The sequence below is a fragment of the Janthinobacterium sp. ROICE36 genome (genome assembly GCF_002869965.1).
In the GTDB taxonomy this organism is placed as follows: Bacteria; Pseudomonadota; Gammaproteobacteria; order Burkholderiales; family Burkholderiaceae_D; genus Janthinobacterium.
Window position 1 is genome coordinate 1 of record NZ_PEBS01000034.1, and the last position, 12632, is coordinate 12632.

A 12632-nucleotide genomic window follows, 5' to 3' on the forward strand; every position below is an offset into this window, starting at 1 on the left:
ACAAACCACGTTCACTTTCGCCGCTTACAACCTGACGCGCATGGCGACGATCTTTGGCTGGCGTTTATCGGCGGTGGTTGGATAACTCCGTCCATAGAGTACGGAAAGCGCTAAAAAATGTCAAAAAACGGCCTGAAAAGTGGCTGAAAACTGCTTTTTAGGAAAAATGCGGCTTCCAGCCCGAAAAATTCGCATGTCTGGCGACAAAATCCGAAGGACTGGGGTCCTTTTTCAACACCCTGTTAAGCATGCGGACTTCCTGGCTTGACGACGTAGCCATGCCGGCCGTGGCCGGGGTCGCCGGCATCGCATGCGCAGCGGCATCGGCATTGGTTTGTATGGCATGTTCTTTCTTGATTGCAAGATCGAGCTTGGCTTGCGTTGCCATGGCGTCCTGGGATGCCTGCATGCGCTGCTTCGCTGCTGCGGCCAGGTCTGTATGGTCTGACAGCACAGGCTGTCGCGCTACCACGGCGCCAGTGAGTTGCTCGATAGCCAGGATGCCCAGCGTGAGGTCTTGCGAACGCTCCATGAGCAGCATGACGTCAGCGTCATTGAGCCATTGGTTTTGCGCAAATTCGCAGATATTGAACAGATGCTGTCGCATCAGGGTAATGCTCTGGGAGTGCAGCCCTACACTGGCGGCATTGGCGCGCAGCGCTTCGGAGAAAGAGGCGCCATCGGGGCCGGCGTTAAGTGTGCCGCCGAATGTGGACGCGTACGATTGCAGAGCGTCGGGCGTCGGTTCGGCGCAGGCCTTGCCGTCTTTCGTGACATGGATCACACGCTGGGCTGCGTCGAGGTGGATGGCCTTGCCGTCGTCCGGCAAGTCGCTGCTGCGGTGGATGGTGTGCAGGTTGGCGCACGCGGACAGCGCCAGCAGGGTGGAGGCGCCGACTGCCAGGCGCCATGGTTTGCCGCCAACGCGAACCAGCGGGAGGATGCGGAGAACGTTATCGCTTGAAAACATGATGTTACTCCTTGGTGAGTGCGAAGTTGGAAGAGCATTGCCGATGGCGGTGCGCATGGCCGGCGCCATCGATGCCATGGTGCGTGCCGGGCCGCTGCCGCGCATCCTTCAAGTGAAGGGTGCGGCAGCGATTTGCCGATTTTTTTACAGAAAGGTGGGGGGTGGATGGAGAAGGTCGGTGCCGATCCCGTCATTGCCGCTTTTTACCGGGCGGCACTGGAGCCGGCGCAGTGGGATGCGGCCCTGCGTGCGTTCGCGCGGCTCGCTGGTGGCGACGTAGCCTGCTGTTTCCTGAAAGCGGAAGCGGGAACGGCGCCTTCGCGTGCCTGTGTCACGGGCCTGGACGAGCAAGCGTGGGAGCACGGTTACCGCCGCTACTATCACGCGCTCGATCCCGGCTATGCGGTCCTGACGCGGGGGCCGCCGGGGCGCATGCACCTGATGCAAGACTATTTCAGCGACCAGGCCGTGGCGCGTAGCGAGTATTTCCAGGATTTTTACCTGCGCGCGGGCGTGCGCTATTCGTGCAGTGGCGTCGTCCCCGATAACGGCGCGCCGACCATCCTGTCCGCGCACCGCGCAGCCGGCCAGGGCCGCTTTGACCGGCGCACGCATGGCCAACTGCAGCGCGTGCTCGCACATTTGCCGAATGTGTTTCGTCTGCGCGATACGGCGCAGCAAGCCCAGGCGCATGGTGGGCTGGCCTGGGCTGCGCTCGATGTCTTGCCCCGCGCGATCTTGCTGGTCGACGCCGGCCTGCGGCTGGTCTTCATGAACATGGCGGCGCAGCGGCTGCTGGCTGCCACGCCCCCGGTTCGGCCCTTGATTGCCGTGCGTGGCAGCAGCGTGGATGTGCGCGTCAGTTCGGTGCAGCAGCAGTTGGCGCAACGCGTGCGGCAAGTGTGCGCAGGGCTGGCCTGCCCGCGTCCGGCGCCCTTGTATGCCGCTGATGAGGATGGCCGGCCGGCCTTGGAAATAGGTATCCTGCCGCTGCCTGTGTGCATCGGGCAGCACGCTGTCGGTGATGGGGCAGTGATGGCCATGTTGTCCCTGCGGCCCCTGTTCAGGACAGGGCTGCGGCATTGGCCGGGTGCGTTCGAGCGGCCATTCCGCTTGACGGGCGCTGAGTGGGCGCTGGCGCTGGCGTTGGCGGACGGGATGGAGCCCGCCGGGTACGCGCAACGGCAGGGCGTGCGCATCAGTGCCGTGCGCAGTCAGATCCAGGCCATCCTGGCCAAGACGGGCACGCAGCGCAGCAGCGAGATCGCCAGCCTGTTCAGCGCTCTGGAGTGGGACGCCGGCACACCGCCATAAAAAAACCGGCCCAAGTCCCGGTTGTTGATTGATGCAGCTCAGATTACTTCTGATAAATCTTGTCGAATTCGCCGCCATCGTCAAAGTGTTTCTTTTGCGCCTGTTTCCAGCCGCCAAAGACGTCATCGACGGTAAACAGGCTGATCGGCTTGAAGCTGGCCGCGTATTTCTTCGCTACCGTGGCCGAACGGGGGCGCAGATAGTGCTTGGCGACCAGTTCCTGGCCCGGCTCCGAGTACAGGTATTGCAGGTAGGCCGTGGCTTGCTTGCGCACGCCGCGGCGGTCGACGACTTTGTCGACGACCGCCACCGGTGACTCGGCCAGGATGGAGATGCTTGGATACACCACTTCGAAGTTGTCGCCGAATTCGGCGCGCACCAGTTGCACTTCATTTTCAAACGTCACCAGCACGTCGCCGATTTCACGTTGCGTGAAGGTGGTGGTGGCGCCGCGGCCACCGCCGTCGAGCACGGGCACGTTTTTGAACAGCTTGCTTACCAGCTCGCGCGCCTGTGCTTCGCTGCCGCCTTTTTTCACGGCATAGCCCCAGGCTGCCAGATAGGTGTAACGACCGTTGCCCGAGGTTTTCGGGTTCGGCACAATGACCTTGATGCCGGGCTTGGCCAGGTCGTCCCAATCCTTGATGTGTTTTGGGTTGCCTTTGCGCACCAGATACACCATGGTCGAGTAGAACGGCGCCGCATTATTCGGCAATTTCTTGGCCCAGTCGGCCACCACCAGGCCCCGGTCGACGAGGATATCGATGTCATTCGCCTGGTTCATGGTCACGACGGACGATTCCAGTCCATCGGCGACGGAGCGCGCCTGCTTGCTGGAACCGCCGTGCGACTGCTTGATGGTGATGGTTTCGCCCGTTTTGGCTTTCCAATCAGCAATAAATGCGGGATTCACATCCTTGAACAATTCGCGCATCACGTCGTACGAGGCGTTCAGCAAGACTACCGGTTCGGCGGCGGATACGCTCATGGGCAGGCTCATGGCGGCGGCGGAAGCGGCCAGGGCACCGGCCAGGAACCAGCGGCGCGAGCGTTGGGTGAGCGTCGCTGGGCTGGTCGATACGGCGTTGGAATGGTGCATGTTGAACTCTTGTTGTGAGAATAGACAGTCATAGTCTAAAATTCCGGCCGGAAAAGAAACGAATTTTTCGTAATATGCTTAGACTTGATTCCCATTTGCGCTAAAAAACAGATATCGATTTTTGCAAACATTCGTGGGCAAGATGCGCATCAGCACGTAGTCTGCAGGCATTGCGCCATCGGCAAAAGCGGCTCGTGGCGTGCGGCAAAAAACCTGATTGCGCCGCTTGGTGTATAGTCGAATCGCACGATACAGGGGTAAAACCGTCTGCATCGGCAACTGGAATATTTTGTGAGCGTACATGAGTCTTGAAATTCGTATTGCAACATCGACCGACGCTTTCGAGGCGTGCAACGTATTACGACGCTCCATCGTCGAATGCTGCAGCCTCGATCATCGGGACGATCCGGCCATCCTGGAAGCCTGGCTGGGCAATAAAACACCGCAGATGGTGGCGTGCTGGTTTGCGTCGCCTACCAATTTTTCGCTGGTCGCAGTCGAGGCGGGCGCCGTCGTCGGTGTCGGCTTGCTGACGCGCGCCGGCAAGCTGGCCCTGTGCTACTTGCTGCCCGAGGCGCAAGGCCGGGGCGCCGGCAAGGCGCTGGTGGAACAGCTGGAAGCGCAGGCGCGCGAGTGGGGCATCAAGGCCTTGCAACTGCATAGCACGGCCAGCAGCGAGGACTTTTTCGTCAAGCTGGGCTATGTCGAGGCGGGCAATGTGCGTTCGCCGTATGGCGTGGAAACGATTTTTTGCTGGAAACAGATTGATCCCGCAGGCATCTCTAGCGGCGACCCCAAGCGCAAGCGCTTTTGCAACTGCAATTCGGCCTGACGGCTATCCTGCACTTCAGCCCGCCCAAACGGCGGCGGGCTTTTTCTTCCCTTTGACTATTTCCCTTCAGTAACTGATCTGGATATACACGCCTTGCGGCGCGCGATCGTCCACTTGCAGCAAGGTGCCGCCGGCAAACAGTAACAGTTCGCCGGGCGCGAACGCCAGCCAGTCCTCGTTTTGCGTCAGGGGTTGCGTGGCGATGACGGCGATGCGGTCGTCCAGGTGGTTATGCTGGCGAAAGTCGATGCTGCGCTCGCAGTCGATCAGTTGCGCCACGGAAAACGGGTATGCGCGTAGTACATAGTGCAGATGCGTGGAACAGTGGGCAAACAGCAGTTCTCCGTCCGAGAGGATGAAATTGAAGCTGCCGTGCGCGGCGATCTCCGTGGCGACCTCGGCGATGGCGGCGCGCAGCGCGGCGCGCGTGGGGTCACCCAAGGGAAAGCGCGTGCGCAAGCGGGCCAGCAGGTGGCAGAAAGCCAGTTCGCTGTCCGTGTCGCCGCTGGCACGGTAATCGGCATTGGCGGGCGGGCGCCACGTTTTCAAGTCGCCATTGTGGGCGAAGGACCAGGTCTTGCCCCACAGTTCGCGGGCGAACGGGTGGGTGTTTTCTGGCGCGATGCGGCCGTGCGTGGCCTTGCGGATGTGCGCGACGATGTTTTTCGCCTTCACGGGATGCTGCTGTACGGTGGCGGCCAGCGGCGAATCGATGGCCGCCAGATGGTCCGTCAGCAAGGTGCAGCCGCTACTGGAATGATAGGCGATGCCCCAGCCGTCGCGGTGCTCGTCCGTGCGTCCGCCCCGCTCGGCAAAGCCGGCAAAGGAAAATCCCAGCGCGGCTGGCTTGCTGCTGTTCATTGCGAGTAACTGGCACATGGCGACCCTTCCTGATGATATCGGTACACGCCCACAGTAAAGGCCGGGGCAGGGCGTTGGAAGGAATGTTTTCGACTATCGTTATGCGCTGTCCATTGCGGTGTTCTTATTCGCTGGCCGCATATCAAACGGCGAAACCATTCGTTCTCCTTTGGTTTGCGCTGGCTTACTCTGCACACTTTGGCGCCGTCTTCCCCATGCGGGATGCCAGCGCAGCCCGATGAAGGAGCAGCCATGCCATTTCCCGTCCTGAAAAACTATCTGGCCCGTTTGTCGCATCAAACCCAGGCCGGCACCCGTGTCTGGCAAGACGGGGAGGGCAGGGCGCTGGGGCGCTTTTTCAATTGCACCATGACCAGCGCCTTCCAGCCGCTGCGCGAACTGGGCAGCGGCAAGCTGGTGGCGTTCGAAGGGCTGGCGCGCAGCGTGTCGAAGGCGGACGAGGGCTTGTCGCTGTGGCGTTTGCTCGACCATGCGGCCAGCGACGATGAATCGGTGGAGTTGGATCGTTTGTGCCGCATGTTGCATGCGATCAATTTTTTCCGCCAGAGCGAAGCGGAGCAGTCCGACCTGTACCTGAACGTGCATGACCGCCTGCTGAGCGCTGTCAGCAGCAATCACGGCCACGCCTTCCAGCGCATCCTCGACGCGCTGGGCGTGCCCATCGGGCGCATCGTGCTGCAATTGCCAGCGGTGACGCCGAACCAGGGCTGGCTGCTCAATTATGTGGCCGACAATTACCGGCGCAACGGTTTCCGCCTGGCCATCAACTTGGCCAGCGTGCACGAAGCAAGCGGCATGCTGGAGCGCTTGCACCCGCATGCGTTCAAGCTCGACGCGGGCAACCTCAGCGACGAGCAGTCCGTCGCCAGCTTCGTCACCGTGTGCCATGCGGCGAAAATCCGCGTCATCTTCAAGCGCCTCGACACGCCGGCCGCGCTGGCCGCGCTGCAGCGTATCGCCGCCCTCACGGGCTTGCCCATCGTGGCGCAGGGCTATTTGCAGGACAAGCCCCTGACGGCGCTGGCGCAGGCGAAAGGGGTCGCCGCCCCCGTCGCGGTTGCCGCCTGAAGCAAAATGCATGGAAATGAGGGCGACACGATAGGCATTGAGGGTTTTTCTTCGCAGCACAATACGCTATAGTATTCCCATCGCTAAATTGGACTGACTATGGCATCGCGCAGAAACTTTCTACACCACGGTATGGGCCTGGCCGCGCTGGGCCTGGTAACCACCCCGCTCATCGGCTGCGCCTCGCGCACGGCCGCTCCCGCCTCGGCTTCGGCCAGCGCCAAGCCGCGCGCGCCGCGCACGAGCGTACCGCCCCAGCCGACGCAACTGGCCAGCGTCGACCGTTCGATCACCTCGCAGTCGCGCCAGGCCATCACCGAGATGGAACCGCCTCCCGACATTTTTGATGCGCAGGCGCTGGACCTGGAATTCTGGCTCAAGCCGCGCACCCTGGAAGTGGTGCGCCCGGCCAGCAATGAAAAGGCCAGGCTGCTGTACTGGAAAGATGGCGAGGTCATCGATTCTGCCTACCAGGAACTGTGCCACTTGCTGCGCGACGTGAACGGCAAGAAGACGGCCCCCATCGACCCGAAACTGCTGGAAACCCTGTGGGGCACACAAGCGTTTGTGGCCCGCTACGGCATCGAGCAGCCGCTGGAAATCCTGTCCGGCTACCGCACGGCCGAATCGAACAGCCGCCTGCGCGAAGCGGGCGTGCCGGCTGCGCGCCAGTCGCTGCACATCTCGGGGCGCGCCGCCGACATCCGCGTGGCCAACCTGAACGCGGAAGTGCTCGGTTCCCTGGTGCGCAGCTTCAAGCAGGGTGGCGTGGGCTTTTATTACCGTTCCGGCCCTCGTGGCGGCTGGATCCATGCCGATACCGGGCTGCAGCGCACCTGGAAAGGCTGAGGCAGTCGTCGTGGCAGGGCGGCTCCGGCAGGCTATCGTTGCTGGCGCGAAATTCACGGGACGTTCCCAATCAAGGCGCCAGCCGCTCCTTTGCGTCTGACCACCGGCGCGCGCAAAAGTGCCGCTTTGATCGTCCAGCCCCATGAAACTGTCCAGCCATAACATCGAACTGTTCCTGGCCGTCGTCGACGGCGGCTCGTTCTCGGCCGCCGCGCGCGACTTACGGCGGGCGCCCTCGGCCGTCAGCATGGCGATTGCCAACATCGAGGCGGAACTGGGCATCGCCCTGTTCGACCGTGGTGCGCGCGAAGCCGTGCCCACGCCCGCCGCGATGGCGCTGCTTCCCCACGCGCGCCTGATCGCCGAGCAGTTGAAGCAGTTGCACCTGCACGTGCAGGAATTGTCGCAGGGCTTGGAAAGCCGCATTTCGCTGGGCATCGCTGCCGAGCTCGACCATGCGCCCTTCCTGGCCGCCGTGCGCGCGCTGTCGCAGCGCCATCCGCTGCTCGACATCGAAGTGCTGACGGCGCCGCAGGACGATGTGCTCGACATGTTGCACCGGGGCCGCATCAGCGCCTGCATGGCTTTCGCTGGCGGACGCATCAATCACGAGGAGCAGTTCCAGCTGGTGGGCAGCGATGCCTTGCTGGCGATTATTTCCACCCAGCATCCGCCCAGCGTGGCGGGCCGGCCCTTGTATATCGAGGAATTGGTGAATTTGCGCCAGATCATCGTCGCCAGCCGCGAACTCGATCTGGCCGATGCGCGCCCGGTGGTGGGCTTGTCCTATTGGCGCACGGACAGTTTGCCGATGGCGCTGGCGATGGTGGAATCGGGTTTGGGCTGGGGCAACTTTGCCGCTTCGGCCATCGCCCACTCGCTGGCGGCAGGGCGGGTGCGCCGCGTGGCATTCAAGAATACGGGCAATGGCCTGGTCGTGCCCATCCACCTGGTGTGGATGAAGGACCGGCCGCTGGGCATGGCGGCACGGTCCTTTCTTCAGTTGCTGAGCGAGGTGCCGGCAGCGGCACCCTGAAGTCCGGCCGGTGCTTCCTTCGGCTGCTGCGCCGACAGCGGCACGCCGAACAGGCCATCGAAGAAATAGTTGAAGATGAAGCTGTAGCACGGGATGATCAGCATCAGGGCGAAGTCCAGCACGAAGGCTTGCCACAGGCTGATGTTGAGCCACCAGGCGATCAGCGGGATCAGGTAGATGACGAGGGTGATCTGGAAGCCGATCGCATGCAGGATGCGGCGCCAGACGGTGCGCGTGCGCGACACCTGGCGGATTTCCCAGTACTCGAAGGCCGTGTTGTAAAGCAGGTTCCAGATCACGGCGATGGTGGTGATCATGAGCGCCAGCGGGCCCGTGCTGGTGGGCGATTCGCCCGAAAGCAGGGTCAGCCAGGCCGTGGAAATGGCCATGCCGATGATTTCAAAGGCGGTGACGTAGACGATTTTGCGTTGGATGCCTTGCATGTAAAGCCTGTAAAGAAGAGATGGCCGCTATTTTAAGTCAGGTGTGCTGATGTTAAAAGTTAATAGACATCAGTTTTTCTGATAGATGTGCACCAGCAATACCAGGCTGACCGTGAACGGTGGATAATGGCGGCTGGCGGGCAACCGGTCCCGCCGCATCACCGCAGAAGAGGTCAACGAGCATGCAAGGCGCAGCAGACAGCAACATCCCCGACACCCCAGATTCCCCCGCCAGTCCGGACGAACGTCCCCGTTTTCGCCCCTGTCCGTGGGAGCACCTGGAAACGCCGTACGACGTGGAAGTGTGGATCGAGGAGCATAACCGCAGCATGCAGGACAATATCCGCGCCACGGAAACGGGCGTGGGCATCTGCTTTACCCTGGCCGAAGGGGGTGACATCTATCTGCAGACCAGTGCCGACGGCGCCGTCGTGCTGGACGTGACGCCGGATGCGGCCTGGGTCTCGCCCCTCATCAGTGCGGCGACGGGCTGCGAGGCGCCGGACGCGTCGCTGTGGATCTTGCCTGACGACAAGCTGATCCAGCTGATCGTGGGGCTTTCCAGCCTGGTGGCCAGCACCTTGCTGGTGGTGGGCCATGATTTCGGCTTGCGCCGGCGCGGCATGGGAAAGGGCCGCTGAGCGGGCTTGTTGTAGAAACGGTATCCATGGCAGGCATCGCTCGACACTGCGCGGTGCGCATGCTAGTCTCGCTACTGCACCCACCTGTTTTCCAGGGCGGCGGTGCCAAGGACAGCCATGGACATACCTCCGCAAGCGGCATCTGCTCCGGATTCCTCCCCGCTCGGCCAAGACGGCGTGCCGCAGCATGTCGCGCCCCTGCTTGACGATGGCGTCTTCAGCCCGGAACGGGTGAAGGCCGAACGCGAGCAAGCCTATTTCAACGAATTGTATCTGCTGGCGCCCGTCGCCTATTTCGTGCTGGGCCTCGATGGCGTGATCTTGCAAGTCAACCTGATGGCGGCCGAGCTGTTCGGCCTGCCGCGGGAACGGAACGGCCACGTGCTGTTCCGTTCCTTTATCCACGAGGCGTTCCGTCACGATTACGCGCAGTTCGTGCAGCGCGTGCTCAATAGCAGCGAGCCCGAGCGCATTCAGCTGCAGGTGCAGTTGGGGTCCCGTCCCGGCGCGCCCGAGGCCGGCTTGCCCGTCAGCCTGCTGGGCAGCGCCGACCCGAACGGCCAGGCGCTGCGCCTGGTGCTGGAGCAGGCCGAGGGCAAGCTGGCGGCGCTGGAACGCAGCGAAGAACGCTTCCGGCGCATCGTGCACAGCGCCGAGGAGGGCATCTGGGAAATCGATGCGCAGGCGCTGACCAGCTTTGTCAATCCGAAGATGGCGCAGATGCTGGGCTGCCAGATCGAGGATATGCTGGGCCAGCCACTGGCTGCCTTCATGGATGACGAGGGACGCGCCATTCTGGAGCGCAACATTGCGCGGCGCCAGGATGGCATTACCGAACGCCACGAATTCAAATTCCTGCGGTGTGACGGCAACACCTTGTGGGCCACGCTGGCTACCAATCCCATCTTCGACTCCGGCGGCACCTACCTGGGTGCGCTGGCGCTGGTCAGCGACATCACGGCGCAGCGCACAGCGTCCGAGCGCATCTGGCGGCAAGCCAATTTCGACCAGCTGACGGGCTTGCCGAATCGCCACATGTTTCTCGACCGGCTACAACACGAGACGCACCACGCCAAACGCGAAGGCGCTTGTCTGGCCCTGCTGTTCATCTACCTCGACCATTTCAAGCAGGTGAATGACCGCCTGGGTCACGAGAAGGGCGACATGCTGCTGCGCCAGGCGGCGACGCGCATCAGCGAACGCGTGCGCGCCACCGATACCGTCGCGCGCCTGGGCGGCGACGAGTTCACCGTCATCCTGGCCGGCGTGGGGCAGTTGGGCGGCATCGAGCGCGTGCTGCAGGAACTGACAGCGGCGCTGGCCCTGCCTTTCATGCTCGACGGCGACACGGTGCAAGTGTCGGCCAGCGTGGGCGTGGCGCTGTATCCGGCCGATGCGGAGGCGCCGGATACCTTGCTGCGACATGCCGACCAGGCCATGTATGCGGCCAAGAGTGCGGGGCGCAACGGCTATAGCTATTTCACTCCGGCTTTGCAGCAGGCGGCCGAATTGCGCCGCAACACGGTGCGCGAGATGCGTCTGGCTCTGGCGCAGGACCAGTTCGAAGTGCATTACCAGCCCATCATCCGCCTGTGCGATGGCAGTATCGAGCGGGCCGAGGCGCTGCTGCGCTGGCGTCATCCGCTGCGCGGCTTGCTGCTGCCCGCCGATTTCATCGCGTTTGCCGAGGCGAACGGCTTGATCATCGATATCGGCGAATGGGTGTTTCGCCAGGTCGTGCGTCAGGCGCGGCAGTGGCAAGACGAGCATGGCGCCGCGTTCCAGATCAGCATCAACAAGTCGGCCGTGGAATTTCGCTGCGACGCTGCGCTGTACCAGGATTGGGGCGGGCATCTGGCGCGCCAGGGCCTGGCGCCGGGCGCCATCGTCATCGAAACAACGGAAGCGGTGCTGCTTGACGAGGCGCGCCAGGTGGTCGAGCGCCTGCGCCAGTTGCGCGCCATGGGCCTGGCGCTGGCGCTCGACGATTTCGGCCGCGGCCAAGTGTCGCTCGCGTGCCTGAAAAAGTCCGATATCGACTTTCTCAAGATCGACCGTTCGCTGGTGGGGGAACTGGGGCGCGATGATGCCGGGCAGGGCCTGTGCGTGGCGCTTATCGGGCTGGCGCAGCGGCTGGGCTTGAAAGTCGTGGCCGAAGGCGTGGAGACGGCATCGCAGCGCGATCTGCTGCGCGCTGCCGGTTGCGATTATGCGCAGGGGTATTTCTTTTCCCGCGCGTTGCCGGCAGGGCAGATGGACCGCCTGCTGGCGGCTCAGCCTGCGGCTTGAATAGTCGTTTGCGCCTGCCCGTCGCCTTCCATCAGCTGTTCCACGGCAGCCAGGGTCTCGGCGGCGCTGACCTTGGCCAGCGTCAGGCCCGGTGCCAGGATGACGCGGTAATGGCGGCTGGCCGGATAAAACCAGCGATAGTTGTCGGTGCGGATGTAGTAGCCGACGATTTTCTTGTCATACGCCGAGGCGATGTGGATCACCGAGGTGTCGGGCGACAGCACCAGTTCGCAGCGGCGTATCAGGGCCGCCAGCGCCAGGATGTGGCCGGTGGGTGGCGCGGCCATCACGTTGGCATGGCCGGCACCGTCCACGATCTCGGCAGCGCGCGCCTCGGTGCCCGGTGCGGCGATCACCAGCAGCGCATGGCGCGGATAGCGTGCCGCCAGGGCGGCGCAGCAGCGCCGGGCGTCGGCCACGCTGACCGTGCGTTGCGCATTGCTGCCCTGGAAATTAAGGCAGAACAAGCCTTCATGGGTGCGCAGCAGGGTGTCGCAGGCAGCGTCGACCTGTGCCGCGTGCGCATCCACGCCGAACAGTTCATAGTGCAGGTCGATGTCGCCCAGGGCAAAGGCGCCAAAGGTGGCGAAGTAGCTGTGCAGGATGTGGCGGCTGCGGTCGCAGGGCACCGTATGGTCGAACATGCCCAGCTTGGCCGTCGAGGTGCCGTATTTGGGAATGGCAAAGCCCGTCAAATAGCGCGCACCCAGCCATTTGATGCGCAGCAGCAAGGGAATCGAAAAGCGGTTGTAGGGGTTGAAGATGACGTCGTAGCGGCGTCGGCGCAGCTCGGCGATGGTGGTGCGCAAGTCGCGCAGCAGCGGCTGCTTGTCCCAGATGAGGATGTCGCTCACATGCGGATTGTCGGCGATGATGTCGCGGTTGGCGCTGCTGGCTGCCACGTCGATCTGCCAGTGCGGATAGTTTTTTTTCAACTCGCGCAACAGGGCCGAGGTGACGATCATGTCGCCGATCTTGTCGTTGCGCAAAATCAATACCTTGCGCACCTTGGCAATATCGAGGGGCTGCTTGTCGGATTTGCCCAGCAGGGCGTAACTGAGCAGCCGGGCGGCGGTTTTTATCAAGGGAACTCCGGAAGTGGATGACGGGATGCGCTGGCGTATGGGGCAAAGCACCAGCGACAGCAGCATCTTACGGATTTCCACCGTGCTGAGCTAGGGGGCATGCCCCACTATTGCTGCGCGTGGC

12 protein-coding genes are annotated in these 12632 nt (G+C 62.9%); 7 read left to right on the forward strand and 5 right to left on the reverse strand.

Annotated features, from left to right (window positions below; translation table 11 throughout):
- Positions 1-157: 157 nt before the first annotated feature.
- The gene (locus CSZ94_RS14940) at positions 158-1027 is read right to left on the reverse strand and encodes a hypothetical protein (RefSeq protein ID WP_146009810.1); all 870 of its coding nucleotides are present in this window, start codon (positions 1025-1027) and stop codon (positions 158-160) included.
- 108 nt (positions 1028-1135) lie between these two features.
- Here CSZ94_RS14940 and CSZ94_RS14945 point away from each other — a divergent pair, with 108 nt between their 5' ends.
- The gene (locus CSZ94_RS14945; RefSeq protein ID WP_102122229.1) at positions 1136-2284 is read left to right on the forward strand and encodes a LuxR family transcriptional regulator; all 1149 of its coding nucleotides are present in this window, start codon (positions 1136-1138) and stop codon (positions 2282-2284) included.
- Positions 2285-2327: 43 nt separating this feature from the next.
- Here the strand turns inward: CSZ94_RS14945 and CSZ94_RS14950 are convergent, their stop codons facing one another.
- Positions 2328-3383 (reverse strand): sulfate ABC transporter substrate-binding protein, encoded by a 1056-nt coding sequence (locus tag CSZ94_RS14950; protein ID WP_102122230.1) that lies wholly within the window; start codon positions 3381-3383, stop codon positions 2328-2330.
- A 301-nt stretch (positions 3384-3684) separates the two neighbouring features.
- Between CSZ94_RS14950 and CSZ94_RS14955 the strand changes: the two genes are divergently transcribed.
- Positions 3685-4215 carry a GNAT family N-acetyltransferase gene (locus CSZ94_RS14955; RefSeq protein WP_102122231.1) on the forward strand — a complete coding sequence of 177 codons (531 nt, stop codon included), beginning with the start codon at positions 3685-3687 and terminating at the stop codon, positions 4213-4215.
- A 66-nt stretch (positions 4216-4281) separates the two neighbouring features.
- On the opposite strand, the gene CSZ94_RS14960 is transcribed toward CSZ94_RS14955, so the two are convergent.
- On the reverse strand, positions 4282-5094 hold the full coding sequence (locus tag CSZ94_RS14960) for a class II glutamine amidotransferase (RefSeq protein ID WP_102122232.1): 813 nt from the start codon (positions 5092-5094) through the stop codon (positions 4282-4284).
- A gap of 234 nt (positions 5095-5328) precedes the next feature.
- Here CSZ94_RS14960 and CSZ94_RS14965 point away from each other — a divergent pair, with 234 nt between their 5' ends.
- The 3 genes from CSZ94_RS14965 to CSZ94_RS14975 all read left to right on the forward strand — a co-directional run bounded on the left by CSZ94_RS14965 (position 5329) and on the right by CSZ94_RS14975 (position 8050).
- Positions 5329-6165 carry an EAL domain-containing protein gene (locus CSZ94_RS14965; protein WP_102122233.1) on the forward strand — a complete coding sequence of 279 codons (837 nt, stop codon included), beginning with the start codon at positions 5329-5331 and terminating at the stop codon, positions 6163-6165.
- 99 nt (positions 6166-6264) lie between these two features.
- Positions 6265-7014 carry a YcbK family protein gene (locus CSZ94_RS14970; protein WP_374703582.1) on the forward strand — a complete coding sequence of 250 codons (750 nt, stop codon included), beginning with the start codon at positions 6265-6267 and terminating at the stop codon, positions 7012-7014.
- Positions 7015-7156: 142 nt separating this feature from the next.
- Complete coding sequence (locus tag CSZ94_RS14975) at positions 7157-8050, forward strand: LysR family transcriptional regulator (protein ID WP_102122235.1); 894 nt, start codon at positions 7157-7159, stop codon at positions 8048-8050.
- Here CSZ94_RS14975 and CSZ94_RS14980 read toward each other — a convergent pair.
- Complete coding sequence (locus CSZ94_RS14980) at positions 8014-8493, reverse strand: PACE efflux transporter (protein WP_102122236.1); 480 nt, start codon at positions 8491-8493, stop codon at positions 8014-8016. The genes CSZ94_RS14975 and CSZ94_RS14980 overlap by 37 nt on opposite strands.
- 182 nt (positions 8494-8675) lie before the next feature.
- Between CSZ94_RS14980 and CSZ94_RS14985 the strand changes: the two genes are divergently transcribed.
- Positions 8676-9134 (forward strand): hypothetical protein, encoded by a 459-nt coding sequence (locus CSZ94_RS14985; RefSeq protein ID WP_102122237.1) that lies wholly within the window; start codon positions 8676-8678, stop codon positions 9132-9134.
- Between the two features lie 117 nt (positions 9135-9251).
- Entirely contained in the window at positions 9252-11423 is a 2172-nt protein-coding gene (locus tag CSZ94_RS14990; RefSeq protein WP_258000989.1) for a putative bifunctional diguanylate cyclase/phosphodiesterase, read from the forward strand.
- On the opposite strand, the gene CSZ94_RS14995 is transcribed toward CSZ94_RS14990, so the two are convergent.
- Complete coding sequence (locus CSZ94_RS14995) at positions 11408-12508, reverse strand: glycosyltransferase family 9 protein (RefSeq protein WP_180977489.1); 1101 nt, start codon at positions 12506-12508, stop codon at positions 11408-11410. The genes CSZ94_RS14990 and CSZ94_RS14995 overlap by 16 nt on opposite strands.
- Positions 12509-12632: the final 124 nt, after the last annotated feature.

Excerpts from the sequence above, each read along its gene's own strand:
- CSZ94_RS14960 (WP_102122232.1), bottom strand. The coding sequence starts at position 5,094 with ATGTGCCAGTTACTCGCAATGAACAGCAGCAAGCCAGCCGCGCTGGGA.
- CSZ94_RS14975 (WP_102122235.1), top strand. The coding sequence starts at position 7,157 with ATGAAACTGTCCAGCCATAACATCGAACTGTTCCTGGCCGTCGTCGAC.
- CSZ94_RS14955 (WP_102122231.1), top strand. The coding sequence starts at position 3,685 with ATGAGTCTTGAAATTCGTATTGCAACATCGACCGACGCTTTCGAGGCG.
- CSZ94_RS14990 (WP_258000989.1), top strand. The coding sequence starts at position 9,252 with ATGGACATACCTCCGCAAGCGGCATCTGCTCCGGATTCCTCCCCGCTC.
- CSZ94_RS14950 (WP_102122230.1), bottom strand. The coding sequence starts at position 3,383 with ATGCACCATTCCAACGCCGTATCGACCAGCCCAGCGACGCTCACCCAA.
- CSZ94_RS14980 (WP_102122236.1), bottom strand. The coding sequence starts at position 8,493 with ATGCAAGGCATCCAACGCAAAATCGTCTACGTCACCGCCTTTGAAATC.
- CSZ94_RS14970 (WP_374703582.1), top strand. The coding sequence starts at position 6,265 with ATGGCATCGCGCAGAAACTTTCTACACCACGGTATGGGCCTGGCCGCG.
- CSZ94_RS14965 (WP_102122233.1), top strand. The coding sequence starts at position 5,329 with ATGCCATTTCCCGTCCTGAAAAACTATCTGGCCCGTTTGTCGCATCAA.
- CSZ94_RS14985 (WP_102122237.1), top strand. The coding sequence starts at position 8,676 with ATGCAAGGCGCAGCAGACAGCAACATCCCCGACACCCCAGATTCCCCC.
- CSZ94_RS14945 (WP_102122229.1), top strand. The coding sequence starts at position 1,136 with ATGGAGAAGGTCGGTGCCGATCCCGTCATTGCCGCTTTTTACCGGGCG.
- CSZ94_RS14940 (WP_146009810.1), bottom strand. The coding sequence starts at position 1,027 with ATGCGCACCGCCATCGGCAATGCTCTTCCAACTTCGCACTCACCAAGG.